The sequence below is a fragment of the Verrucosispora sp. FIM060022 genome, assembly GCF_003977705.1.
Lineage (GTDB): Bacteria > Actinomycetota > Actinomycetes > Mycobacteriales > Micromonosporaceae > Micromonospora > Micromonospora gifhornensis.
On record NZ_RQIV01000001.1, the window covers coordinates 765,722 to 790,046 of the forward strand.

21 protein-coding genes are annotated in these 24,325 nt (G+C 70.2%); 12 read left to right on the top strand and 9 right to left on the bottom strand.

Going from position 1 to position 24,325, the window contains the following annotated elements:
• Positions 1 to 6: 6 nt before the first annotated feature.
• Together EG812_RS03285 and EG812_RS03290 are read right to left on the bottom strand one after the other, a co-directional pair.
• The gene (locus tag EG812_RS03285; RefSeq protein WP_232510824.1) at positions 7 to 945 is read right to left on the bottom strand and encodes a carbohydrate ABC transporter permease; all 939 of its coding nucleotides are present in this window, start codon (positions 943 to 945) and stop codon (positions 7 to 9) included.
• The gene (locus EG812_RS03290; RefSeq protein WP_043721313.1) at positions 942 to 1,925 is read right to left on the bottom strand and encodes an ABC transporter permease; all 984 of its coding nucleotides are present in this window, start codon (positions 1,923 to 1,925) and stop codon (positions 942 to 944) included. The genes EG812_RS03285 and EG812_RS03290 overlap by 4 nt, the downstream gene beginning before the upstream one ends.
• Before the next feature lie 295 nt (positions 1,926 to 2,220).
• Here EG812_RS03290 and EG812_RS03295 point away from each other — a divergent pair, with 295 nt between their 5' ends.
• From EG812_RS03295 to EG812_RS03305, 3 genes are all read left to right on the top strand, one after another.
• On the top strand, positions 2,221 to 3,252 hold the full coding sequence (locus EG812_RS03295; protein WP_126710703.1) for a LacI family DNA-binding transcriptional regulator: 1,032 nt from the start codon (positions 2,221 to 2,223) through the stop codon (positions 3,250 to 3,252).
• Between the two features lie 18 nt (positions 3,253 to 3,270).
• Entirely contained in the window at positions 3,271 to 4,320 is a 1,050-nt protein-coding gene (locus EG812_RS03300; RefSeq protein WP_126710704.1) for an acetylxylan esterase, read from the top strand.
• Between the two features lie 320 nt (positions 4,321 to 4,640).
• Entirely contained in the window at positions 4,641 to 6,092 is a 1,452-nt protein-coding gene (locus tag EG812_RS03305; protein WP_013734584.1) for an endo-1,4-beta-xylanase, read from the top strand.
• A 72-nt stretch (positions 6,093 to 6,164) separates the two neighbouring features.
• Here the strand turns inward: EG812_RS03305 and EG812_RS03310 are convergent, their stop codons facing one another.
• The 4 genes from EG812_RS03310 to EG812_RS03320 form a co-directional block, all read right to left on the bottom strand.
• Complete coding sequence (locus tag EG812_RS03310) at positions 6,165 to 7,778, bottom strand: RICIN domain-containing protein (protein WP_233579361.1); 1,614 nt, start codon at positions 7,776 to 7,778, stop codon at positions 6,165 to 6,167.
• A gap of 186 nt (positions 7,779 to 7,964) precedes the next feature.
• Positions 7,965 to 9,311 carry an extracellular catalytic domain type 1 short-chain-length polyhydroxyalkanoate depolymerase gene (locus EG812_RS03315; protein WP_126710705.1) on the bottom strand — a complete coding sequence of 449 codons (1,347 nt, stop codon included), beginning with the start codon at positions 9,309 to 9,311 and terminating at the stop codon, positions 7,965 to 7,967.
• A gap of 137 nt (positions 9,312 to 9,448) precedes the next feature.
• Positions 9,449 to 9,619, bottom strand: a complete 171-nt coding sequence (locus EG812_RS29215) for a hypothetical protein (protein ID WP_013734579.1) — start codon at positions 9,617 to 9,619, stop codon at positions 9,449 to 9,451.
• A 103-nt stretch (positions 9,620 to 9,722) separates the two neighbouring features.
• On the bottom strand, positions 9,723 to 10,829 hold the full coding sequence (locus EG812_RS03320) for an L-dopachrome tautomerase-related protein (RefSeq protein ID WP_013734578.1): 1,107 nt from the start codon (positions 10,827 to 10,829) through the stop codon (positions 9,723 to 9,725).
• A gap of 211 nt (positions 10,830 to 11,040) precedes the next feature.
• Between EG812_RS03320 and EG812_RS03325 the strand changes: the two genes are divergently transcribed.
• The gene (locus tag EG812_RS03325; RefSeq protein WP_126710706.1) at positions 11,041 to 11,616 is read left to right on the top strand and encodes an STAS domain-containing protein; all 576 of its coding nucleotides are present in this window, start codon (positions 11,041 to 11,043) and stop codon (positions 11,614 to 11,616) included.
• A 242-nt stretch (positions 11,617 to 11,858) separates the two neighbouring features.
• Here the strand turns inward: EG812_RS03325 and EG812_RS03330 are convergent, their stop codons facing one another.
• On the bottom strand, positions 11,859 to 12,158 hold the full coding sequence (locus EG812_RS03330) for a BON domain-containing protein (protein WP_043724991.1): 300 nt from the start codon (positions 12,156 to 12,158) through the stop codon (positions 11,859 to 11,861).
• Positions 12,159 to 12,670: 512 nt separating this feature from the next.
• Positions 12,671 to 14,305 carry a glucose-6-phosphate isomerase gene (gene pgi, locus EG812_RS03335; protein WP_126710707.1) on the bottom strand — a complete coding sequence of 545 codons (1,635 nt, stop codon included), beginning with the start codon at positions 14,303 to 14,305 and terminating at the stop codon, positions 12,671 to 12,673.
• A gap of 205 nt (positions 14,306 to 14,510) precedes the next feature.
• Here pgi and EG812_RS03340 point away from each other — a divergent pair, with 205 nt between their 5' ends.
• From EG812_RS03340 to EG812_RS03370, 7 genes are all read left to right on the top strand, one after another.
• Entirely contained in the window at positions 14,511 to 15,983 is a 1,473-nt protein-coding gene (locus EG812_RS03340) for a glucose-6-phosphate dehydrogenase (protein WP_013734574.1), read from the top strand.
• Between the two features lie 161 nt (positions 15,984 to 16,144).
• Complete coding sequence (locus EG812_RS03345) at positions 16,145 to 17,170, top strand: sporulation protein (protein WP_199743799.1); 1,026 nt, start codon at positions 16,145 to 16,147, stop codon at positions 17,168 to 17,170.
• A gap of 326 nt (positions 17,171 to 17,496) precedes the next feature.
• Complete coding sequence (locus EG812_RS03350) at positions 17,497 to 19,086, top strand: ABC transporter substrate-binding protein (RefSeq protein WP_126710710.1); 1,590 nt, start codon at positions 17,497 to 17,499, stop codon at positions 19,084 to 19,086.
• A complete protein-coding gene (locus EG812_RS03355; RefSeq protein WP_233579362.1) occupies positions 19,053 to 20,087 on the top strand; it encodes an ABC transporter permease in 1,035 nt (344 codons plus the stop codon). Before EG812_RS03350 ends, EG812_RS03355 begins: the two co-directional genes overlap by 34 nt.
• Positions 20,084 to 20,953, top strand: coding sequence for an ABC transporter permease (locus EG812_RS03360; RefSeq protein ID WP_013734570.1), 870 nt, complete (start codon positions 20,084 to 20,086; stop codon positions 20,951 to 20,953). The genes EG812_RS03355 and EG812_RS03360 overlap by 4 nt, the downstream gene beginning before the upstream one ends.
• Entirely contained in the window at positions 20,950 to 21,990 is a 1,041-nt protein-coding gene (locus EG812_RS03365) for an ABC transporter ATP-binding protein (RefSeq protein ID WP_126710711.1), read from the top strand. Before EG812_RS03360 ends, EG812_RS03365 begins: the two co-directional genes overlap by 4 nt.
• A complete protein-coding gene (locus EG812_RS03370) occupies positions 21,987 to 22,643 on the top strand; it encodes an ABC transporter ATP-binding protein (RefSeq protein WP_126710712.1) in 657 nt (218 codons plus the stop codon). Before EG812_RS03365 ends, EG812_RS03370 begins: the two co-directional genes overlap by 4 nt.
• Before the next feature lie 68 nt (positions 22,644 to 22,711).
• On the opposite strand, the gene EG812_RS03375 is transcribed toward EG812_RS03370, so the two are convergent.
• Entirely contained in the window at positions 22,712 to 24,145 is a 1,434-nt protein-coding gene (locus EG812_RS03375; RefSeq protein WP_013734567.1) for a cellulase family glycosylhydrolase, read from the bottom strand.
• Here EG812_RS03375 and EG812_RS29890 point away from each other — a divergent pair.
• Entirely contained in the window at positions 24,144 to 24,266 is a 123-nt protein-coding gene (locus EG812_RS29890; RefSeq protein ID WP_286045600.1) for a hypothetical protein, read from the top strand. The two genes, EG812_RS03375 and EG812_RS29890, sit on opposite strands and share 2 nt — an antisense overlap.
• Positions 24,267 to 24,325: the final 59 nt, after the last annotated feature.

Sequence of the window (24,325 nt, forward strand, 5' to 3'; positions counted from 1 at the left end):
GCGTGCTCAGCCCTTCACCGCGCCGAGCATGATGCCGCGGACGAAGTACCGCTGGACGAAGGGATAGACCAGCAGGATGGGCAGGGTGGTGAGCACGATCGTCACGGCCTTGAGGGTCGCCTCGGCCTGCACCTCGTTGGCCTCGGAGATGGCGCCGATGTTCTCCGCGCCGGTGGCCCCCGCGATCAGGTTGCGCAGGTAGATGGTGACCGGCCACAGCTCCTGCCGGTCCAGGTAGAGGAAGGCGGCGAACCAGGAGTTCCAGAAGGCCACCGCGTAGAACAGCACCATCGTGGCGACGATGGCCTTCGACAACGGCAGCACGATCCGCCACAGGATGCCGTACGTGTTGAGCCCGTCGACCGCGGCGGCTTCCTCCAGGTCGTTCGGCAGGCTCTCGAAGAACGCCTTCATCACCAGCAGGTTGAACACGTTTATCGCGTTCGGCAGCGCGATGGCCCAGACGCTGTTCTTCAACCCGAGGCTGGTGACCAGCACGTAGTTGGGGATCAGCCCGCCGGTGAAGAACATCGTGAACACCGCGATGCCGACCAGCGCGCTGCGTCCCTTGAGGTCCTTCTTGGACAACACGTACGCGTAGCAGGTGGTCATCACGATCGAGATGAGCGTGGCGGTGACCGTGTAGAACACCGTGTTGCGGTAGTTGGTCCAGAACATCGAGTCGGAGAGCACCAACTGGTACGTGTCCAGGGTGAACCCGCGCGGCACCAGGTTCACCTGGCCGGCGATGATGTACGCCTCGTGGCTCATGGACCGGGCCACGATGTTGACGAACGGGTACAGCGTCACCACCACCACGGCGGTCAGGATGATCGCGTTGACCACCTGGAACGCCCGGTAACCGCGGGTCTGCCGGATGCCGCGCCGTCGTCGCCGAGGCGTGGGCGCGGGTGCGGTGGCCGGCTCGGCTGCCTCGGCGGTCACCACAGGCTCGTCCCCACCGTACGGCGGGCGATCAGGTTCGCCGACAGCACCAGGATCAGCCCGATCACCGCCTCGAACAGCCCGATCGCGGCCGCGTAGCTGAAGTTGCTGGACGTGAAGCCGACCCGGAATAGGTACGTGGATATGACGTCGGCGGTCGGATAGGTCAGCGGGTTGTACAGCAGCAGGATCTTCTCGAACCCGACCGCCATGAACGTGCCGATGTTGAGGATCAGCAGGGTGACCATGGTCGGCCGGATCCCCGGCAGCGTCACGTGCCAGGTCTGCCGCCAGCGGTTGGCCCCGTCGATGCGGGCCGCCTCGTACAGGTCGTCGTCGATGGTGGTGAGCGCGGCCAGGTAGAGGATGGTGCCCCAGCCGACGGTCTGCCAGACCTCGGAGGAGACGTAGATGGTGCGGAACCACTCGGGCCGTTGCAGGAACGGGATCGCCTCACCGCCGCCCGCGTGGACCAGCTGGTTGATCGTGCCGTCCATGGACAGCAGCTGCATGACCATGGCCGCCACGATCACGATGGACAGGAAGTGCGGCAGGTACGACACCGACTGCACGAACCGCTTGAGTCGGCCGGCGCGTACCTCGTTGAGCAGCAGCGCCAGCACGATCGGCAGCGGGAAGCAGAACAGCAACGTCAACGCGCCCAGCGCCAGCGTGTTGGTGAAGACGTTCCAGAACGTCGGATCGTTCAGGAACATCTTGAAGTACCGCAGGCCCACCCAGTACTCGCCGAAGATGTTGCCGCCGGGCTGGAACCGGCGGAAGGCGATGACGTTGCCGAGCATCGGCAGGTACCGGAAGATCAGGAAGAACAGCAGCGGCAGGATCGCCAGGGAGTACAGCTGCCAGTCCCGCCGCAGCGCCCGCCGCCAGGTCCGCCGCGCCGCACGGGGCACGCCCGGAGGCGGTGCGCCCGGAAGCGGTGGCGCTGGTGGATCGTCGACGGACAGCTGGCTTGTCATGCGCCCCTCCGGTCGCGTCCGGGAGGTCGTCCCGACGGCTCCACCTGTTGCTGCGGAGCAACAGCGATCATCGAAATTTTCGGAAATCAGCTCGAAGCTTGTGTCGGGAACCTAAGTGTGTCGATAAATCGATGTCAAGGCCTGGAAATCCGCCTACGCCACTGGCACTGTAGTGCGGGTAAGCGATTGCCTGCCCTCGGTGGCCATCGCCCGAGTCATCGACTGATGTCATCGGCGCTCGGTCCGGGCATGCTAAGTTCTCCGATATTTTCGGGGCCGGGTGGTAGAGGGGCCGATGACTGAGAACCGCTCGGTGGCCGCGCTCGGCACCACGACACTCGCGACCATCGCCCGGGAGGTCGGCGTCTCCTCGGCGACGGTGTCCAAGGTCCTCAACGGCCGCTCGGACGTGGCGGCCGCGACCAGAGCCCGCGTCGAGGCGAGCCTGGAACGGCACCGCTACCGACGCCGCGCTCGGCGTACGACCGGGGACGGCCAGATCGACCTGGTGTTCCACGAGTTCGGCTCGGACTGGGCGCTGGAGATCATTCGTGGGGTCGAGGCGGTCACCGCCCCCGAGGGGGTGAACGTGGTGCTCTCGCAGCTGGGCGGGGCCCATCGACCCCCACAGCCCTGGTTCGACGCGATGCTCGCCCGACGCCCGCTCGGTGTGCTGCTGGTCATGTGCAACCTCACCGATCAGCAGCGCAAACAGCTGCGGCGGCAGGCCATCCCGGTGGTGGTGGTCGACAGCGACAGCGCGAGCGTGGCCTCCGGGCCGACCGTCGGGTCCAACAACTGGAACGGCGGCCTGCTCGCCACCCGACACCTGCTGGACCTCGGCCACCGCCGGATCGCGGTCATCTCCGGCCCGCAGGACGTGCTCTGCGCCCGGGCCCGCACCGCGGGCTACCGCTGCGCGCACGAGGAACTCGGCGTACCTGTCGATCCCAGCCTGGTCCGCTCGGGCAACTTCCATCTCGACGCCGGCTACACCCACGGCATCGAGCTGCTGAGCCGTCCCGACCGGCCGACCGCGGTCTTCGCCGGCTCCGACCTGCAGGCGATGGGGGTGCTGCGGGCGGCCCGGCAACTCGGTCTGGACGTGCCCGGCGACGTGTCGGTGGTCGGCTACGACAACCTGCCGGTCTCCGCCTGGCTCGGCCCCGCGTTGACCACCGTGCACCAGCCGCTGCACGACATGGCCGGCACGGCGACCCAGATGCTGCTCGACCTCGCCCGCGGCGTCGCGCTGCCCACCAGCCGCATCGACCTGGTCGCCGAGTTGGTGGTGCGCGAGAGCACCGCACCGCCACCGCGATCCTGACGACAGCTGCGAGGACTCATGTCCCTGTTCGACCTGCCCCTGGACCAACTGCGGCAGTACGCGCCCACGGTGGCCGAGCCGGAGGGCTTCGACGACTACTGGCGCAGCACCCTGGGCGCGGCGGAGGCGGTGCCGGTGCTGCTCGACGTCCGTCCCGAACCGACCGATCTGCGGCTGCTCGACACCTGGGACGTGACCTTCGCCGGGTTCGCCGGCGACCCGGTCCGCGCCTGGTACACCCGGCCGGCCGGGGTGGACGAAGCGCTACCGGTGGTGATCGAGTACGTCGGCTACGGGCGCGGTCGGGGCACCCCGCACGAGCGGCTGACCTGGCCCGTCGCCGGGTACGCCCACCTGCTCATGGACGCCCGGGGGCAGTCCGGCCAGTACGGCGTCGGCGACACGGCCGACCCGCACGGCAGCGCGCCCGGTGGCCCGTCGCCGGTGACCCGGGGCATCCTGTCGCCGCAGGGCTACTACTACCGCCGGCTCATCACCGACGCGGTCCGGGCCGTGCAGGCGGCCCGGCTCCTGCCGGCGGTCGATCCGCAGCGGGTGGTCGTGACCGGCAACAGCCAGGGCGGTGGACTGGCGCTCGCGGTCGCCGGGTTGGCGCCGGGGATCGCCGCCGTGCTCGCCACCGCGCCGTTCCTCTGCCACCTGCAACGGGCCATCGAGATCACCGACGTCGGCCCGTACGGCGAGATCGCCGGCTACCTCGCCGTCCATCGCGAGGCCGAGGCGGCGGTACGCCACACGCTCTCCCACGTGGACGTGGCCTGCCTGGTGCGCCGGGCCACCGCCCCGCTGCACCTCGGGGTGGGGCTGCGCGACCGGGTGTGCCCGCCGAGCACGGTGTTCGCCGCCTACCACCAGTACGGTGCCGCCAACGGCGGGCCGGTGCCGGAACGCAGCCTGCACGTCTACCCGTTCAACGGGCACGAGCACGGCGAAGCGGTGCACGTACGCCGGCAACTGCGCTGGCTCGCCGACCTGCTGGCTGATCCGGCCGGCGCGCCGCCACCGGATGACGCGGCCCGGCCGGTGGAGACGGCGGTCGCCGGCTGATCGGCGGCCGGCTCACGCGGACCGAAACTTTCGGTCCGCGCGGTCGATGCCGGCCGGCTGCCAACTGTGGTCAACCGCCGTCGGAGTCGCGACGCGGTGGTCCGTGTAGTTGCCGAGAAGACCGTCAGGCACGTTGAGCTTACGGACGGGTTTCGATACTGTTTTCGATAGAACAGCTCCGATCTACTCACGATGGCCGGCTGAGTGCACCGGCCTGCGCGGCAAACCGGGCGACTGCGCAGGCGACGGAAAGGTCATCGTGTTGGGCGGTAGTCGGAGCCGGCTTTCCATCAGCACGGCTTCGTCGAAAGGCTCATGCCATGAACAACGCGTTCGCCCGCGCCAGCGGGCGTCCCGCGACCAGACTGCGATCGCGCTCTGCGCTGATCTCGGCCGTGGTCGGTCTCTCCCTCGCCGCCACCACCGTGGTGGTGACGGCCTCCAGTGCCAGCGCGGCGACCACCCTGGGCGCCGCCGCCGCGGAGAGCGGCCGGTACTTCGGGGCCGCCGTCGCGGCGCACAAGCTCAACGACAGCGTCTACACCGGAATCCTCAACCGCGAGTTCAACTCGATCACGGCTGAGAACGAGATGAAGATCAACGCCCTGGAGCCGCAGCAGGGTGTCTTCAGCTACGGCACCGCGGACCGGATCGTCAACCACGCCCTCTCCCGGGGCTGGAAGGTCCGGGGTCACACCCTGGCCTGGCACTCGCAGCAGCCCGCCTGGATGGAGCGGATGGAAGGCCAGGCGCTGCGCTCGGCCATGCTCAACCACGTCACCCAGGTCGCCACCTACTACCGCGGCAAGATCGACTCGTGGGACGTGGTGAACGAGGCGTTCGACGACGGCAACAACGGCGCCCGCCGTAACTCCAACCTCCAACGCACCGGCGGGGACTGGATCGAGGCCGCGTTCCGCGCCGCCCGCGCCGCCGACCCGGGCGCGAAGCTCTGCTACAACGACTACAACACCGACAACTGGACCTGGGCCAAGACCCAAGCCGTCTACAACATGGTGCGCGACTTCAAGCAGCGCGGCGTACCGATCGACTGCGTCGGCTTCCAGTCGCACTTCAACGCCCAGTCGGCGTACAACAGCAACTACCGCACCACGCTGTCCAGCTTCGCCGCCCTCGGGGTGGACGTGCAGATCACCGAGCTGGACATCGAGGGCTCCGGCAGCCAGCAGGCCGACACGTACCGCCGGGTGGTCCAGGACTGCCTCGCGGTGCCGCGCTGCAACGGCATCACGGTATGGGGCATCCGGGACAGCGATTCCTGGCGTTCCTACGGCACGCCGCTGCTGTTCGACAACAACGGCAACAAGAAGCAGGCGTACAACGCGACGCTGGAGGCGCTGAACGCCGGTGGCACCACCCCGCCGCCCACGACGCCTCCGCCGACCACCCCGCCGCCGACCACCCCTCCGCCGACCACCCCGCCGCCCACGACGCCCCCGCCGACCACCCCGCCGCCGTCCGGTGCCTGCACCGCGTCGTACACGCTGGACACCTGGAACGGTGGATTCGTCGCCCATGTGCGGGTGACCGCCGGCTCCAGCGGCCTCAACGGCTGGGCGGTTAACATGACGCTCCCGGGTGGCACCTCGGTGACCAACTCGTGGAACACCCAGGCGAGTGGCAACAGTGGTGCCGTGACCTTCCGCAACGTCGGCTACAACGCCAACGTGGCACCGGGCACCACCACCGAGTTCGGGTTCCAGGGCACGGGCTCCGCCCCCTCCGGCACCCCCACCTGCAACGCAGGCTGATCTGAAAGAAGGAGGGGCCCCTTCCTAACGCCTCGTGCATAGGAAGGGGCCCCTTTTAACGTGTCCGAACGCTCAGCAGCGGTTGATCGTCGCGTTGTTCAGCGCCACGTTGCTGATGGTCAGGTTGGCTGTGCAGGGGCTTTCCAGGATCCGGCTGTTGACAAGCGTGAAGTTGCGTAGGGTGATGTCCCGGTTGCCGGGGAACTCGCTGCGCGCGGCCAGCCGCACCTCACCGCCACCGCTGATGGTGCCGCCACCGGCGGCGATGTCCACCCCGTAGCAGTTCTCGATGAGGATGGCGTTGTTGCCGGTGTTGGCGACGTCGACCCGGTTGACCGCCAGGCCGCCGGACTCCGAGACGCAGAAGATGCCCCGGCCGCCGCCGCGCGCCCGTACGGTGCCCACCCGGATGTTGATCGGGTACCCGGAGTTGATCCGGCCGGCCCGGTTGGCGATCCGGAACGCCGCGTACCCGGTGCCGGTGCCGGCGTTCTCCGCGTCGACAGTGGTCACGGTGGCGTTGATGGTCTCGTTGAGCAGCAGCCCCGACTCGCCGACGTTGCGGGCGGTCACCGTGCCGATGGTCAACCCGTCGACACCGTACGTCTCCACGGCGTGCGCGCGGGCACCGGAGACGTACACGTTGTCGATGCGGATGTTGCGGCTCCACTGGCTGGTGTCGCCCCGGTTGTCGATGCGGATCCCGAGCCCGCTGGACAGCCGCATGTCGATCTGACCGAGGATCACGTTGCTGACGTTGCGCATGAAGATGCCGTACAGCGGGGCGCCTGTGACGTTGAGGTTCTGCACCTCGACCTGGGTGGTGCCGCGCGAGTAGATCGGGGCCTGGTCACCGCTGCCGGAGCCGGTCACGTTGATCGTGCCGCACACGTCGATCGTGGTGTAGCTGGGCAGCGAGATCCGGGAGCCCGCGCTGATCGAGCCGGAGCCGCGTACGACGACCCGCTGCTTGCTGGTCCGGCCCGCGCTGAGGCTGTTGATCGCGGCCTGTACGGCCTCCCGCATGTCGCCGCCGGTGTAGACGGTCGTGCCGCCGTTACGGGCGGTCCAGGTGCCACCGTTGAGCACTGCCTCGGCCTGGAACGTGCCACTGCCGCAGCCACTGCCGCTGCCACCGCCGACGGTGATCATCCGCCACTGCTGGTTGGCGCCGTTGACATCCTGGTACTGCGAGATCATCGCACCGTCGGCGGTGGACCAGCCCCACAAATCGAGAGCCTTGTTGGAGTGCCGGTTGACGAACCGGACATGACCGCCGTCGGAGTCGGCCAGCCGGAAATGCTGCCGGGTGTTGCCGCCGGCCGCCGTGTTCTGCACCAGTTGTACGCCGTCGTTGGCGTTGGGCAGCTCAAGGACCTTGCCGCTGTGCACCGACCGGATCTGGTAGTAGCCGCTGCCGACGTCGACGAAGCGCCACTGCTGCACGGCGGCGTCGTTGCGGGTGAACTGGTTGATCGGGGCCTGGTCGGCGGTGGACCAGTTCCACACGTCCATCGCCTTGCCGCTGTGCCGGTTGACGAAGACGTACGTGGCGTTCGGATCGACGGTGGCGGCCTGCGCGGGGCTCGGCGCGGCGATGGCCGTACCGGCGGCGGCCAGCACCAACGTGCTGGCCGCGACCAGCCATCGGGGCGTACGCCGGGGTGTTGTTGTCCTGGACGGCATGTGAGATTCCTTTCCGGACGGACGGGTGGTGGTGAGGGGTGCGACGCCCCTGCCAGGGTAAGCGCTTTCCTGGACGGCGCGAGTCGGGTCCCGACCCGCAACGTGTCGAGGTGGCGGCGCTCGCGAACAGCGGTCCCGTGCCGGCGCCCCACGTCGTGCCCCCGTGGGGTGCCGGCCCTACCGGGATCAGCCGGAGAAGTAGCAGGAACCGCCGTTGAGAGTGAAGACGCCAGGCTTGCCGGCGTCGCCGGTGTGGTTGGCCTGGAACCCGATCGTCGTCGAGGTCTTCGGCGCGATGGTGCCGTTGTAGGAGACGTTACGGGCGGTCACCGCCCCGGAGGTCGGCGCGTACGTGGCGTTCCAGCCGTTGGTGATGGTCTGCCCGGCGGGCAGGGTGAACGCCAGGCTCCAGCCGTTGATGGCCGTACTGCCGGTGTTGGTGATGGTCACCGAGGTGGTCAGCCCGGTGTTCCAGGCGTTGACCTCGTAGTGGACCTGGCAGCCCGGGCCCGGCGGCAGCGTCGGCGACGGCGGCGGGGTCGGGGTTGGGGTGGGCGTCGGAGTGGGGGTGGGCGTCGGGGTCGGCGTGGGCGTGGGCGTGGGCGTGCTGGACGGGTTGTTCAGGCCGAAGAAGCGGATCGCCTGCGCCGCGTCGACCGGCAGGTTGTGCGACACGCCCTGCATGCTGATCGCCTCGACCGGCGCGTGGTCGCCGGAGCCGCCGTAGCGGGTGCGGGTGTAGCCGGCCTGCGGGCTGTCGGTGTAGGTCGGGGTCTGGCTCAACCCGTGCACGTTGGTCCACTGCTTGACCTGCTCGCCGAAGTTCGGGTACCGCAGGATGTCGTCGTTGGTGCCGTGCCAGGTCTGCATCCGCGGGCGCGGGCCGTTGTAACCGGGGTACGCGTTGCGCACCAGGTCACCCCACTGCTGAGGGGTACGGCTGATCTGCCCGTTGGCGCACTCGCTGTTCCACTCCGAGCCGTTGGTGGTGGCGAAACAGGCGAACGGCACCCCCGCGAAGGCGGCACCGGCGGCGAAGACGTCGGGGTAGAGCCCGAGCATCACGTTTGTCATCATCGCCCCGGACGACACGCCGGTGGCGAAGATCCGGGCCGGGTCGACCGAGTAGCGCGACCGGACGTGGTCGACCATCGACATGATGCCCACCGGGTCGCTGCCGCCGCCGCGACGCAGCGCCTGTGGCGAGGAGACGTCGAAACACTGGCTGCTGCGGGTCACCGACGGGTAGATGACGATGTAGCCGTACTGGTCGGCCAGGGCGGCGAACCGGGTGCCCGAGTGCAGGGCCGGACCGGTGCCGGTGCAGTAGTGGATCGCGACCAGCAGGCCCGGTCGCGGTGCGACCCGATCCGGCACGTAGAGGTACATGCGCAGGTTGCTGGGGTTGGCGCCGAAGTTGGTCACCTCGGTCAGGGTGGCCGCCGAGGCCGGGCTGGGGATCGACAGCGCGGCAAGCGCCGTCAGGGCGACTGCGGTCAGCGCAGCCCAGCCTAGTTTGATCGCTTTCTTCATGGGCAGGATGTCCTCCGGACGGATGCGTGCAGGGGGATGCTCCGATCGAGGCTGCCCGGTGCCCGATCTCGTCCGGCTCATGAACATTGATGATTATCAGTCTTCGGGGTGTGCGGTGACAAGCCGCGCCGCACCGGTCACTGATCGTCGTCGACCACCTCGGTCTCGTCGTCGTGGGTGAACCGCACCGACAGGTGCTCGTCGGGCTGCGGCGCCTCCGCCAGGGTGTGGTGCGGATCGCCGTCGGGGGAGAAGAGCACCTGATCGGTCTTGCGGGTCTTCTCCTGGTCTTCCTCCGGCTCGGTCACCGGCCCACTCCTCACCTCGGGGTCACGTCCCACCGACGCTATGCGGGCGCCGGTGGGCGCTCCCCCCGGCCGCAGCAACCACCACCCGTTCGAGGGGGCCAGGTCAGGGTCGCAACAGGACCGGGCCGGCGTCGATGCGGGTCCGGAACAGGGCGTACGGCTTGCGCCGCAGGTCCCGGCCACGGTTGAAGGGGGGCTGCCGGTGCACCTGGTTGGCGATGACGTACAGGTGCCGGTCCTTGGCCACGCTCAACGTGTCGGGCCACAGCAGGCGCGGATCGTGGACGACCGTCTCGTACTCGCCGTCGGGGCGTCGCCGCAGAATCGCGTTGTGCTCGTAGTTGGTGAGGTAGAGCCGCCCTGCGTCGTCGGATTCAAGGCCGTCGGCGCCGCCACCCTTGTCGCCCTCGTCGCGTACGGTCGCGGCCACCTCGTCCTCGTCGGCGCTCCGGTCGACCAGTGCGTCGGTGGCCACGCTGAACCAGCGGCGCGAGGCGAGCGCGCAGTAGTAGAGCCGGGCACCGTCGGCGGAGATCGCTATGCCATCCGCGCCCACGCCCACCGGCTGCGGCGGACCCTCCGGCGGCCGGACCAGGAACGGCCGACCCTCCACCACCGGGCGGAAGTTCACAAGCGACTCCGCCTTGGTGGACGGGTGGTCGTTCAGCCGCCGCCACGAGGTCCCGCTGGCCAGGTCCACCACGATTATCGCGTTCGGTGCCCCGTCCGCCGAATCGGTGATGTACGCGATCCCCGCCGTGCCCCGCCGCAGGTCGAAGCGTACGTCGTTGAGGTACGACGTGGGCAGCGCCACGTCGGGCGGGAAGGTGATCACCTGGGCGACCGTGTTGGTGCCGAGGTCGATGCGTACCAGTTTCGGTCCGCCGGGAACGGTGGGCTGGAACATCGGGCTGCCGGTGTCGAGCACCCAGAGCCGGTCGACCGGGTCGACCACCACGCTCTGCACCGACACGAACGCCGACGCGTCGTCGTTGCCGGCGGGGGAGTTCCACCGCAGGTCGGGATAGGGCACCTCACGGTTGTGGCGCAGCTCCACCACGGTCGCCGGCACCTCGTCGCCCCAGCGGGGAAAATTGACGAAGATCCGCCCGCGGTGCGAGACGGTCACCCCGGTCGGCATCGGCCCCCGGAATCGGTGTACGACCTCCAGCGTGCCGACTGGTTCATCGGTGGGCAGTCCGGTCCGCATCCTTCGACCTCCTGTCGCACGCAGTGATATTTCCGTGCCTCACTGTCATAGTCGCAGATCAACGGTGCTGCGGCAGCCGGCGGTCAGCCATCCGACCCGACGCCCGCCGGAAGTGGATTCGTCACCCAACCGTCATGTGTCTGCGCGGTGCCCGCCACCTGGCCCGTGCAGGGTGGGTGGCCGATCATCACGACGTGGGAAGGAGCCCGGTATGGCTGTCGTCCTGGCTGCCCAACTGGCCACCCTGACCTGTGACAACTGCGGGGACAGCGTCACCGGTACGCGTCCGCTCGCCGACGGCGAGGTCGTCTGGACCCTGCTGTCCGAGCACGGCTGGGGCGGATCCCCGCTGGCCGACGGTCCCCACCGGTGCGCCCACTGCATCCGTTTCGGCCCGACGCCCGGCACCCCGCCCGGCGGCATCCTCGGCATCGAGCACCTCGGCGGCGTCACAGTGGTGACCACCGCCGGTGACGTGGACCTCGACACCGGTGACACCCTGCGGATGGCGCTACGACACGCGGCCGACATGGGCGGTCACGTGCTGGTCGACCTGGTACGCACCGACCTGATCGACTCCACCGCCCTCGGCCTGCTCGTCCGCGCCCACCACGACGCCGTCGAACGCGGCGCACGGCTCTGCGTCGCCGTGACGTCGCCGCTGATCCGCCAGGTCCTGCAGGTCACCGGCCTGCACGACGTACTCGCCGTGGCGGACACCCGCACCGCGGCCCTCGCGTACCTGGCCGCCGACCAGAGCACCGCCCCCACCAGCGCCGCCTCCTGACCCCCGGCGAGCCCTGCCCCCTGAGGCGCGTCCGCCCGTTCTGCCGCCCCACGCCTTGCCCCGCACGGCGAGCCCCCGCTGCGGCGATCTTGCACCTTCGGTCGCCTTTTTGCGGCCTACCGTCGGATTTGTCGCGACGAGAAGTGCAAGATCGCGTGGGTGCGTGGGTGCGTGGGTGCGTGGGTGGTGTTGTCCGACCCGCTCGCGCTCGCCGGTGCCGGGCGGCGCGAGCGGGTCGAAGTTCAGCGACGGCCGCGTCGATGCCCGGCGAGCCGGAGGGCGTTGCAGACATCCGCAACGCCCTCGACATCCCAGGCCAACTCGCCGGCGGCCCGCCGGGTCTCTGCGCCGGCGACCAGACCGGTGAGAATCACGACGCGGTTCTGCACCATCACCGTGATCTGCTGCCGACGGGTGCTCCAGTCGGCGCTGAGTCGCTGGGCGACCAGTGCGGCGAGGCGGACGTCCTCGTCATGGTCCTGCGGCGCGTCCCACAGTGCCCGGAACGAATGATCGTCGGGCATCGGCCAGGGCCACGGCATCACCACAGCGGTCTCCTTCGTCGTCGAGGTCGGCAACCCGACGCGCCGTCCCGATCGGTGACCACCTTGCGCAAGGACCTTGGAGTCGACCGCACGGTTGGATGACAGTTACGTGACAGATCCCGCCGCCAGTCGGTCCCGGTGCCCGCCTGTTCGGGCCCGTCCCAGGTCAGCGGCGACACGGTAAGAGGCCAAGTAGAACAACGAGGAGACCACGACTCGGCCTGGCCGCGGTCGCAAGTCCTCGAAACCGACCCGAGTGCGCACCCTTCCTCTGCAAGATCACGCTCGATCAGGGATCGAGTGGCATCCGAGCGACAAGGTAACCACTCGATCCTGGATCGAGCGTGACCTTCACAAGAGCACCGAAGCCGAGCGCCGGAGGTGCGGATCTGGAGGTACGCATTTGGTACGCACGCATGCCGCACTCAGCGTCTTGGTCGTGTGCGTCGGCGTGGCGTGACTGAAACCTCTTGATCAACCCCGCGATCCGGCGAAACACGGAGAAGTGGTTAGGGGCGGTGGCGTTGGGTGCGGTAGCGGTGGATGAGGCTGGCGGTGGAGGAGTCGAGGCCGTCCAGGTCGGGCTCTGCGCCGGTGAGCAGCGGGGCTAGCTGGTTGGCCATGACCTTGCCCAGTTCTACGCCCCACTGGTCGAAGGGGTTGATGTCCCAGATCGCGCCCTCGGTGAGGACGATGTGTTCGTAGAGGGCCACCAGTTGGCCGAGGGTGGCGGGGGTGAGGCGGGCGGCGACGATCGAGGTGGTGGGGTGGTTGCCGGGCATCACCCGGTGCGGCACCAACTCGGGCGGGGTGCCTTCGGCGGCGACCTGGTCGGCGGTACGGCCGAAGGCCAGCGCGGCGGTCTGGGCGAAGAAGTTCGACATGAACAGGTCGTGCATGTCGCCGATGTCGTGGTGGGGTTCGCTGAACGCGATGAAGTCCGCGGGAATCAGCCGGGTGCCCTGGTGGATGAGCTGGTAGAAGGCGTGTTGGCCGTTGGTGCCGGGCTCGCCCCAGAAGATCTCCCCGGTGTCGTACGACACCTGCTGGCCGTCGGTGCGTACGGACTTGCCGTTGCTCTCCATGGTCAACTGTTGCAGGTACGCGGGGAACCGGTGCAGGTACTGCGAGTAGGGCAGCACCGCGTGGGTCTGCGCGCCGAGGAAGTTGGTGTACCAGACGTTGAGCAGCCCGAGCAGCACCGGCGCGTTGCGGGCCAGCGGCATGGTGCGGAAGTGCTCGTCGACGGCGTGGTAGCCGGCGAGCATCTCGTCGAAGCGGGCCGGCCCGATGGAGAGCATCACCGACAGGCCGACCGCCGAGGGCAGCGAGTACCGGCCACCCACCCAGTCCCAGAAGCCGAACATGTTCGCCGGGTCGATGCCGAAGTCGGCTACCCGCTGAGCGTTGGTGCTGACCGCGACGAAGTGCTTGGCCACCGCCTGCTCGTCGCCGCCGAGCCCGGCCAGCAGCCAGCGCCGGGCCTGGTGGGCGTTGGCCAGGGTCTCCTGGGTGGAGAAGGTCTTCGACACCACCACGAACAGGGTGGTCGCCGGGTCCAGGTCGGCGGTGGCCTCGGCGATGTCGGTCGGGTCGATGTTCGACACGAAGCGGCAGGAGATGCCGGCGTCGCGGTACGCCTTCAGGGCCTCGTACGCCATCACCGGCCCCAGGTCGGAGCCGCCGATGCCGATGTTGACCACGGTGCGGATCCGCTCGCCGGTGTGCCCGCGCCACTGCCCGCCGCGTACCTGATCGGCGAACTGCGCCATCCGCTGCCGTACGGCGTGCACGTCGCCGACCACGTCCTGACCGTCGACGGTCAGCGCGGCGTCGGCGGGCAGTCGCAGCGCGGTGTGCAGCACCGCCCGGTCCTCGGTGCCGTTGATGTGCTCACCGGCGAACATCGCGGCGATCCGGTCGGCGAGCCCGACCCGCTCGGCCAGCGCGGTCAGCAGCCGAAGGGTCTCGTCGGTGACCAGGTTCTTGCTGTAGTCGACATAGAGGTCGGCCACCTCGACGGTCAACCGTTCGCCCCGCTCGGGGTCGGCGGCGAACAGGTCCCGCAGGTGCGTCGCGCGGATCTCGTCGGCGTGCTTGCGCAGGGCCTGCCACTCGTCGGTGGTGGTGACGTCCGCAGCCATCGGATCGATCGTCTCCTCGCTGTGTCGGCACACCGCCGGGGTCCGGCCGACGGCTGAGACCAGCCTGCCACACAAAGATCGCCGTGCCAGCCCGACGTCCGCGAGTGGTCACGATCCGCAGGTGAGCGGCGACCGGGCGGGTCCGCAGATGTCGAGGTCAGAGGCCGCGGTACGACCTGGGTCGGGGACAGGGCATCGTAAGGACATGACGACGTCGGCCCCGATCGCCTCCCCAGCCGCTCCCGCGATGCCCGCCACCACCCGCATACCGCAGACCCTGCTGGTGCTCGGCGCCAGCGGTGACCTGACCGGTCGGCTGCTCCTGCCCGGCCTGGGTCGGCTGGTGGCCAGCGGTGCGCTGCCCGGGCTCCGGCTGATCGGCAGCGGTATGGACGACTGGGACGACGAGCGGTGGCGTCGCCGGGTCACCGAGTCCTTCGCCACCGTCGGCGCGGACGGCCCCCGGGAGACCGAACTGATCCGCCAGAGCTGGTACGTGCCGGCCGACGTGACCCGCGAGGAGGATCTGCGGCGGTTGCTGGGCGACTGCAGTGGCCCGTTGGTGATCTTCTTCGCGTTGCCGCCGATGGTGGCCGCCCGCTCGGCCGCCGCACTGGCCCGCATCGGCGTACCGCCCGGCACCCGCCTGATGCTGGAGAAGCCGTTCGGTGTCGACCGGATCTCGGCCCGGTCGCTGAACAACCTGCTGGCCACCCTGGTGCCCGAGGAGCAGGTGCACCGCATCGACCACTTCCTCGGCAAATCGACGGTGCTGAACCTGCTCGGCCTGCGGTTCGCCAACCGGATCTTCGAGCCGGTGCTCAACTCCACGCACGTGGCCTGCGTGGACATCGTCTTCGACGAGACCCTCGGACTGGAGGGTCGGGCCGGCTACTACGACGGCGCGGGCGCGCTTGTGGACATGGTGCAGAGCCACCTGCTCCAGGTGCTCGCCCTGCTCACCATGGAACCGCCGCCCAGCCTGGAGGCCCGGGAGTTGCGGGGCCGCCTGGCCCAGGTGTTGCGGGCCACCCGGCTGTGGGGCGACGACCCGGTGGCGTCCAGCCGCCGAGGCCGGTACACCGCGGGCGAGATCGCCGGTCGCCGGCTGCCGAGCTACGTCGACGAGCCGGGCGTCGACCCGGCCCGGGGCACGGAGACGCTTGCCGAACTGGTGTTGACCGTGGACACCTGGCGCTGGGCAGGGGTGCCCTTCCGGTTGCGGTCGGGAAAGGCCATGGCCGGCGTACGCAAGGAAGCGGTCATCACCTTCAAGCAGCCGGACCGGGTGCCCGACGGGTTGACCGGGTACGAGCGTCCGGACCGGCTGCGGATCGGGTTCGGACCGGACCGGCTCGGCCTGGACCTCAACATCAACGGTCCGGGCAACCCGTTCGACCTGGACCAGGTGGACCTGATGGCGGAGTTCGGCCCCGGTGACCTGCCGGCGTACGGCGAGGTGCTGCGCGGCGCGTTCGACGGGGACCCGACCCTGTCGGTGCGCGGTGACGTGGCCGAGGAGTGCTGGCGCATCGTCGAGCCGGTGCTGGCCGCCTGGAAGGCGGGCGCGGTGCCGCTACGGGACTATCCGGCCGGCTCCACCGGACCCGCCGACTCGTTGCTGGGCCCGGCGACCGGCTGGCGTCCGCCGCGACCGGCGGCGCGAAACTCTCACTGATTGTGACAGCCTGACCCCTCTCAGCTATCTCTCAGTTGGCGATGTTAGCTTGCCGACCCGACGGGATCCATCGTGGATGGCGCTGATCCCGTTGCGGCACAACGGATCTGCGTAAGAGTCTCGCGTCCGCGCCGCGCCTGCCGCTGTCGAGGGAGATGCTCGTGGTGTTCAAGAAGATGCTGGGTGCCTTCGGGATCGGCGCACCCAGCGTCGACACGGTCCTGTCCAATCCGAGCACCCGCCCCGGGCTGATGCTCGGCGGGCAGGTGAACCTGACCGGTGGCAGCCACGACGTGGACATCGACCAGATCGTCCTGGGGCTGGTGACCCGGATCGAGATCGACGGCGAGGAGGGGGACCACGACGCCACCGTCGAGTTCCACCGGACGCCGGTCGCGGGTGGGCTGCGCCTGGCGCAGGGGCAGCAGTTGTCCCTGCCGTTCCAGGTCCAGATGCCGATCCAGACCCCGGTGACCGACGTGTACGGCCAGCGCCTGCCCGGCATGACCATGGGGCTGCGCACGGAGGTGGTCATCCGCGGCGCGGTCGACAAGGGCGACCTCGACCCGGTGCACGTGCACCCACTGCCCGTGCAGGAGCGCATCCTCGAGGCCTTCGGTCGGCTCGGCTTCCAGTTCAAGGGCGCCGACCTGGAGCGGGGCCAGATCGCCGGGGTGCACCAGACGCTGCCGTTCTACCAGGAGATCGAGTACTTCGCCGCACCGCAGTACGCCCACGGCGTCACCGAGGTCGAGGTGACCTTCCTGGCCGACGAGCAGGGCATGGACATCGTCCTGGAGTTCGACCGGCGAGGCAATCTCTTCACCGGCGGCCACGACTCCTACGGCCGTTACCGGGTAGCCCACGCCGACGCCGAGCGACTCGACTGGGCCGCGGTGGTGGACGGCTGGCTCCGCGAGGCCCTGGAGCAGTACCGCGCCACCCAGCCCGGCTACGGCACCCCCGGCTACGGCCAGCCGGGGTACGGATATCCGCCGCATCAGCCCGCCTACGGCCACGACCACGACCATCACGGGCGGAGTGGACCCGGAATGGGCGCGGTGGCCGCCGGTGTGGTCGGCGGTGCGGCGCTCGGCTTCGCCGGAGGCATGGTCGCCGAGGAGGTCTTCGACGCCTTCGGCGACGACGGTGGGGACGATGGCGGAGACGACGGCGACGACGAGTGATCGGGAGGCGTCACACCGACGCGTGAGCTGGGCCCCACGAGTGCGTGAGCTGGGCTTTCATCGGGTGGTGGGGTGCGGTTAACCCGGGCGTGAGCTGCGGTTTTCCGGGGCTTGGATGATGCGGAACGGCCGGGTCTGATCCTGATCGGCGCGGGTTGGAGCGAACGTGGCATTGGCCACAGCGCGGCTTCTTGCCATGAGTTTGCAACTACGCAAGTATGGCGCTGTGGCGATCCAAGATCGCACCCGTTGGACGGCTTTCCGGCCGGCCACCTCGGGTCGGACGCCGCACCCATCGTCGCCACCCGCGAGGAGCGGTAACAGTCATGCCCCGAACGACCGGTGTCCGGCTGGCCGCCAGCGCCGCACTGCTACTCGCCCTGGTCGCCTGCTCGTCACCGACCACCCCGTCGGGCACTGCGGCCGACGCCCCGCTGATCGTGGCGACCGCCGGAGAGCCGGACACCCTCAACCCCGTACTCAACTACGGGGTCGACGGCGCAGCGCTGATCTTCGACGGTCTGGTCGGCCGGGACGAGCGTAACCACCTCGTCCCGGCCCTGGCCCGGGAGCTGCCCACGGTCTCCGCGGACGGCAGGACCGTCACCGCCCGGCTCCGCGACGGGGTGCTCTTCCACGACGGCGCCCCGCTGACCGCGCGGGACGTCGTCTTCACCTACCAGGCGGTGCTCGACGAGAAGGTCGACTCGACGCTGCGCAGCGACCTGGACATGCTCGCCTCGGTCACCGCGCCGGACGACACCACAGTGGTCTTCACCCTCCGGTACGCCTACGCGCCGTTCCTGCAACGGCTGACCCTCGGCATCGTGCCGGCCGCCGCATTCGACGGGCAGGACGTCAACAAGGCCGCCTTCAACCGGCAACCGATCGGCACCGGGCCGTACCGGGTCACCTCGTGGACCCCGGGTGACCGGCTGGTGCTGGCCGCCAACGACCGCTACTGGGGTGGCCGACCCACCAACAGCGGCGTCGTGGTCGCCTTCGTACCCGACGACAACGTCCGCGCCCAGCGCACCCGCGCGGGCGAGTTCGACGCCGCCGAACTGCCACCCAAGCTGGCCAGCGGCTTCGACACTCAGCCCGGCTACCGGGTGCACAAGACGCCCACCGCCGACTACCGGGGCGTCATGCTGCCGATGGGCAACCCGGTCACCGGCGACGTGGCGGTGCGCCGCGCGCTAAACGTCGCCGTCGACCGCGCCGCGATGGTCAACGGCGTCCTCGGCGGGGCCGGCGAGCCGGCGTACGGTCCGGTGCCGCCGTCGTCGGAGTTCGCCGAGCCGTCCGTGGCCGGCGCACCGACCGCCGACCCGGCCGCCGCCACCGCGCTGCTGGACGCCGCCGGCTGGCGGCCCGGCCCGGACGGCATCCGGGTCAAGAACGGCACCCGGGCCGCCTTCAGCCTGATGTACCCGGCCGCCGACAGCCTGCGCAAGGAGCTCGCCCTGGCCGTCACCGCGGACGCGAAGAAGATCGGCATCGCGGTCACGCCCGAGGGCCTCACCTGGGACGCCATCACTCCCCGAATGGGCTCCGACGCCCTGATCATGGGTTACGGCACCCCGTACGACCCGGACTTCGTCTCCTACAAGCTGTTCCACTCCGACTTCGCCGGGCAGGGCTTCTTCAACCCCGGCTCGTACGCCTCGGAGGTGACCGACCGGGCGTTGCGCGACGGGCGGGCCGAGGCCGACCCCGCGCGACGCAAGGCCGCCTACGCCACCTTCCAGCGGCAGCTGGCCACCGACGTGCCGTGGGTGTTCCTCACCTACCTGGAGCACACCTACGTGATGCGGGACTCGGTGAACGGTGTGGTGCCCCGGGTCGAGCCGCACGAGCACGACGTCGCCAACAGCATCTGGTGGAACATCCACACCTGGACCCGGCGATCGTGACAGCACCGACCCGAGCCCGGCCTCGGCGGCGCACCGGCGCCGGCCGCATGATCCGCAACCGGCTGCTGGTGGCCGTACCGGTGCTCTTCGCCACCAGCGCGGGCATGTTCGCCCTCGGTGCGGCCTCACCGATCGACCCGGCCCAGCAGTACGCCGGTGCGGCGGCCTTCACCACGAGCGAGGAGAACCTCGCCCAGATCCGGGCCAACTGGGGCATCGACGACCCGCTGCCGGTGCAGTACCTGCGCTGGCTGGGCAACCTGCTCCAGGGTGACCTGGGCTGGTCGACCAGCCGACACGAGCCGGTGGTCGACGTGCTGGCCGCCCGCGCCGGCTGGACCCTGCTGCTTGTCGGTGCCGCCCTGGTCGTGGTGCTGGTGGCCAGCCTGCTGCTGGGCACCCTGGCCGCGTACCGCCGGGGTGGCTGGTTCGACCGGGCGCTGCGCACGACCGCGTACGCGATCCAGTCGGTGCCGTCGTTCTGGCTCGGCCTGGCCGCGATCGCACTGTTCGCGCTCAGCCTCGGCTGGCTGCCGGCCGGCGGCCTGACCGACATCACCGCCACCGGCACCGACGTGGCCGACGTCGCCCGGCACCTGATCCTGCCGGTCGGGGTGCTGGCAGTGTCCCAGTTGCCATGGTTCGTGCTGTTCATCCGTGACTCGGTCGCCGACAGCCTGCGCGACGACCACGTGCTTGCCGCCCGCGCCCGTGGCCTGCCGGGGCGTACCGTCCTGTTCGGTCACGCCCTGCGCACCGGACTGCTGCCCTTCCTCACCCTGATCGGCACCCACCTGCCCGAACTCGTCGGCGGAGCGGTGCTGGTGGAGACCGTGTTCTCGCTGCCCGGCCTGGGTGCGGTGACCGTGCAGGCCGCGCTGGGCAGCGACTTCCCGCTGCTGGCGGCGATCACCCTGGCGACCACGGTCGTGGTGCTGGCCGCGAACCTCGCCACCGACCTCGCGTACGCCGCCGCCGACCCACGGGTACGGCTCGAATGACCACCGCCGTCCTCACCCGGGTACGCCGACTGCCTCGACTTCGGCCGGGCCGTCTCGGCGCGACCGTCGCCGGCACGGTGCTCGCCGTCGCCGTGCTCGCCTGCCTGCTCGCCCCGGTGCTCTGGCCGCTGGACCAGAGCGCGATCGACCTGTCGCAGACCCGGCTGGCGCCGTCGCCGGCACACCCGGCCGGCACCGACGATCTCGGCCGCGACGTGCTGCTGCGCAGCATCTACGGGCTGCGCGTCTCGCTGCTGGTCGGCGTTTTCGCCGCCGTGGTCGCCGCCGTCATCGGCGGTGCCGTCGGTGCGCTCGCCGGCACCCTCGGCGGCTGGGTCGACCGGATCCTGATGCGGCTGGTGGACACCATCGCGGCGATGCCGCACCTGCTGCTGGGCATCTTCATCGTGGCGATGCTGCGACCCAGCCTGGGCGCGGTGGTGCTCTCCGTCGGGCTCACCCACTGGCTGTCCACCGCCCGGATCGTCCGGTCCGAGCTGCTGAGCCTGCGGCACCGGCCGTTCATCGACGCGGCCGTCTCCGGTGGGGCCGGACGGATGCGGGTGCTCACCCGGCACCTGCTGCCGCACGTGCTGCCCCGGCTCGCGCTGGCCACCACCCTGATGATCCCGCACGCGGTGTGGCACGAGACCGCCCTGTCCTTCCTCGGTCTCGGCCTGCCCCCGCACCTGGCCTCCCTCGGCAACATGATCAACGACGGTCGGGGTTCCCTGCTCGCCGGCGCCTGGTGGGCCAGTCTCACCCCGGGCCTGGTGCTGATCGTGGTCACGCTCGCGTTGGCCACCCTCACCGCCCACTGGCGGGACCACCTCGACCCCCGGGTACGCGCGGAGTTGCAACTGTGACCACCACCGACCCGCTGCTGGCCGTCGCCGGGCTCACGGTCCGCTTCCGGCTGCCGGACGCCGTCGTCCACGCCGTCACCGACCTGCACCTGGACATCCGACCCGGTGAACTGGTCGCCGTCGTCGGCGAGTCCGGCTGCGGCAAGTCGGTCCTCGCCCACGCCCTGCTCGGCCTGCTGCCCCGCAACGCCACGGTCACCGGCCGCGCCCTGCTGCGCACCGACAGCGCCGGATCGCGCACCGACAGCGCCCGGTTGCGCGGCGGCGACGGGGCAGCGCAGTCAGCGCCGGTCGACCTGCTCGCCTGCCCGCCACGGCAACTGGCCCGGCAGGTACGCGGACGGGTCGTCGGGCTGGTGCCGCAGAGCCCGGCGACCTCGCTGACGCCGGTGCGTACCGGTCGTCGGCTGCTGGAGGAGACGTTGCGGGCACACGGTCACACCCGCGCCGACGCCCCTGCCGCCGCCGACCGCCTCGCCGTCGACGTCGGCCTGGACCCGGCCGACCTCGACCGCTATCCGCACGAGTTGTCCGGCGGCATGGCCCAGCGACTGGCCACCGCCCTGGCGCTCGCGCCCGACCCGCCGCTGCTGCTGGCCGACGAGCCGACCACCGGCCTGGACCGCCCACTTGTCGACCACACACTGGACCTGCTGCGTCGACGCTGCGACGCCGGCGCCGCCGTACTGCTGATCACCCACGACCTGGCTGCGGCGCAGCGGGTGGCCGACACCGTGGCGGTCATGTACGCCAGCCGCATCGTCGAGCACGCCCCCACCGAGGCGCTGTTCGAGGCACCCGGGCACCCGTACAGCGCGGCGCTGCTCGACGCGCTGCCGCAGCGGGCGTTCCGGCCTGTGCCGGGGCACCCGCCGATGCTGACCGACCTGCCGGCCGGCTGCGCGTTCGCCGCCCGCTGCGACCGGGCCACCCCGACCTGCCGGGTGCAGCCCGCGTTCACCGGCACCCGCTCCGGTCAGGTCGCCTGCCACCACCCGCTGGAGCGCGCCGAACTCTGCGCCGAGGTGCCGGCGTGACCGGCCGCGCCCTGGCCGCCAGCCAGGTCAGCGCGAGCTACGGATCGCAGCGGGTGCTCGATCGCGTCGACCTGCACATCGCCGCCGGTGAGACGGTGGGGCTCAGCGGTCCCTCCGGCAGCGGCAAGTCCACCCTGGCCCGGCTGCTGGCGCTGCTGCACCGGCCGGACTCCGGTCACGTCAGCCTCGACGGCACCGCGGTGACCGGCACCCGGCATCAGGTGCCGGTCGCGATGCGTACCCGGGTGGCGATCCTGTTCCAGAGCCCGCGCGCCGCCACCGACCCTCGGCTCACGCTGGCGGACATCATCGCCGAGCCGTTGCGCGCCACCGGCACCCCGCCGGAGCAGGCCCGCGAGCGTACGGCCGAACTCGCCGACACCGTCGGGCTCACCACCGACCTGTTGACCCGCCGCCCGCACGCGGTAAGCGACGGCCAACTGCAACGGGCCTGCCTGGCCCGGTCGCTGGTGCACCGGCCCGCGTACCTGCTCTGCGACGAGGCGACCGCGATGCTGGATGCCTCCACCCAGGCCCACGTGGCGGTGGTGATCGGGGAGTACCAGCGCCGGCATTCCGCCGGCGTGCTGGTGATCAGCCACGATGCCGCGCTGCTGGCCCGGTGGGCCGACCGCGTCGTGGACCTGTCCTGACGAATCGGTGCTCGCGCACGTCGGCGGCCCCGGGGAAGATCCCCGGGGCCGCCGTGGCGGGACACTGATCAGCTGGTCGGGAAGTTGTCCGGGGTACGGATGCGCTCCCGCATGAAGACACCGGACGGCGTCAGCACCGAGGTGCCGGTGTAGTTGCTGCCGTTGCAGGTGCCGGGTCGCAGCGCGGCGCTGCCCTCGGCCTTGTCGGAGAAGGTCCAGTTGGCGTAACCGATCTTCAGCCGGTCCAGCAGGTCCAGCCACTGGGTGCTGCTGGCCAGGTCGACACCGCCGTCACCGGTGTAGTCCACGGTGCCGAACTCGGTGACGAACAGCGGCAGTCGGGCCGCCGCCCGCTCCACCTCGGCCCGGTAGTTGTCCCGGTGCGAGGCGGCGTAGAAGTGGAACGCGTACATGACGTTGCTGGCGTTGACCGGGTTGTTGACGATCTCGGTGTGGTTGGCGCCCTCGGAGACACCCAGCGAGGACCAGCCCCGGGTGCCCACGATGACCACCGCGTCCGGGTCGTTGGCCCGGATCACCGGGATGACCTGGTCGGCGTAGTTCTTGATGGTCGACCAACTCACCCCGTTGGGCTCGTTGGCGATTTCGTAGATCACGTTGTTCTTCGACGCGTGCCGGGCGGAGACCGCGGCGAAGAAGGTCTTGGCCCGCTCCAGGTTGAACATCGGGTCACCCGGAGTGAGCAGGTGGAAGTCGATCATCGCGTACATGCCGCGCCGGGTGGCCTCCTCGACCAGGTTGTTCACCCGGTTGGTGAACCCGGCGGGGTCGGTCTCGTAACCCTGCTCCTGCACGTACATAGCGATCCGGAACAGGTCGGCGCGCCAGTCGGTGGCCAGCGCGTCGAGCGAGGCGTTGTTGTAGCAGTTGCCGAACCACTGGATGCCGTGGGTGCTCATGCCGCGCAGCTGGATCGGCCGCCCGTACTGGTTGCACAGGTTGACCCCGCAGACCCGCAGCTGACCGTTGATCTGCACCGGGGTCTGCCCGGTCGGCGGGGGCGTGGTCGGCGGCGGGCTGGTCGGTGGCGGGGTGGTGGGCGGGGGAGTGGTGGTGGAACCGGTACAGGGCACCCCGTTGAGGGTGAACGAGGTCGGCGACGGGTTGTTGCCGGTGAAGCTGCCGTTGAACCCGATGCTGGTGCTGGCCCCGGTGGCCAGGTTGCCGTTCCAACTCTCGCTGCGCGCGGTGACGGCGTTGCCGCTCTGGCTCCAGATCGCCGACCAACCCTGGGTGACCCGCTGCCCGCTGTCCGGGAAGCTGAACCCCAGGGTCCAGTTCCCGATCGCGTCGCCCAGGTTGGTGACGGTGACGTTGGCGGTGAAGCCGTTGGACCAACTGTTCGTCGTGTAGGTCACGGAGCAGCCGGTCGCGGCCATCGCGTTGGCGGCGGGCAACGCCGCGAGCGCGCCGAGGGTCAGCGCGCCGACGGTGCCGGCCGCGACCAGGAGACGTCGTGGACGGGACGGGGGATGCTTCATGGGGGACCGTCGCAATCTGGTCGTGGTGGGTGCGACCCTGCTGGGGGTACGGCTCGGTGTGCGGGTGTGGCTCGGTGGGCGGGTACGGCTCGGTGGTGGTACGGCGGGTCCGGCCACATAGGACGGTGGCCGGGAGCGCTCCCACGAGAGCCTACGTCGGGTCGAAACAATGACGCAATA

Coding starts and splice junctions, on each gene's coding strand:
- EG812_RS03295 (WP_126710703.1), top strand. CDS start 2,221: ATGACTGAGAACCGCTCGGTGGCCGCGCTCGGCACCACGACACTCGCG.
- EG812_RS03315 (WP_126710705.1), bottom strand. CDS start 9,311: ATGAAGAAAGCGATCAAACTAGGCTGGGCTGCGCTGACCGCAGTCGCC.
- EG812_RS03290 (WP_043721313.1), bottom strand. CDS start 1,925: ATGACAAGCCAGCTGTCCGTCGACGATCCACCAGCGCCACCGCTTCCG.
- EG812_RS03305 (WP_013734584.1), top strand. CDS start 4,641: ATGAACAACGCGTTCGCCCGCGCCAGCGGGCGTCCCGCGACCAGACTG.
- EG812_RS29890 (WP_286045600.1), top strand. CDS start 24,144: ATGGGGGACCGTCGCAATCTGGTCGTGGTGGGTGCGACCCTGCTGGGG.
- EG812_RS03300 (WP_126710704.1), top strand. CDS start 3,271: ATGTCCCTGTTCGACCTGCCCCTGGACCAACTGCGGCAGTACGCGCCC.
- EG812_RS03350 (WP_126710710.1), top strand. CDS start 17,497: ATGCCCCGAACGACCGGTGTCCGGCTGGCCGCCAGCGCCGCACTGCTA.
- EG812_RS03310 (WP_233579361.1), bottom strand. CDS start 7,778: ATGCCGTCCAGGACAACAACACCCCGGCGTACGCCCCGATGGCTGGTC.
- EG812_RS03325 (WP_126710706.1), top strand. CDS start 11,041: ATGGCTGTCGTCCTGGCTGCCCAACTGGCCACCCTGACCTGTGACAAC.
- EG812_RS03320 (WP_013734578.1), bottom strand. CDS start 10,829: ATGCGGACCGGACTGCCCACCGATGAACCAGTCGGCACGCTGGAGGTC.
- EG812_RS03330 (WP_043724991.1), bottom strand. CDS start 12,158: ATGCCGTGGCCCTGGCCGATGCCCGACGATCATTCGTTCCGGGCACTG.
- EG812_RS03360 (WP_013734570.1), top strand. CDS start 20,084: ATGACCACCGCCGTCCTCACCCGGGTACGCCGACTGCCTCGACTTCGG.
- EG812_RS03375 (WP_013734567.1), bottom strand. CDS start 24,145: ATGAAGCATCCCCCGTCCCGTCCACGACGTCTCCTGGTCGCGGCCGGC.
- EG812_RS03340 (WP_013734574.1), top strand. CDS start 14,511: ATGACGACGTCGGCCCCGATCGCCTCCCCAGCCGCTCCCGCGATGCCC.
- pgi (WP_126710707.1), bottom strand. CDS start 14,305: ATGGCTGCGGACGTCACCACCACCGACGAGTGGCAGGCCCTGCGCAAG.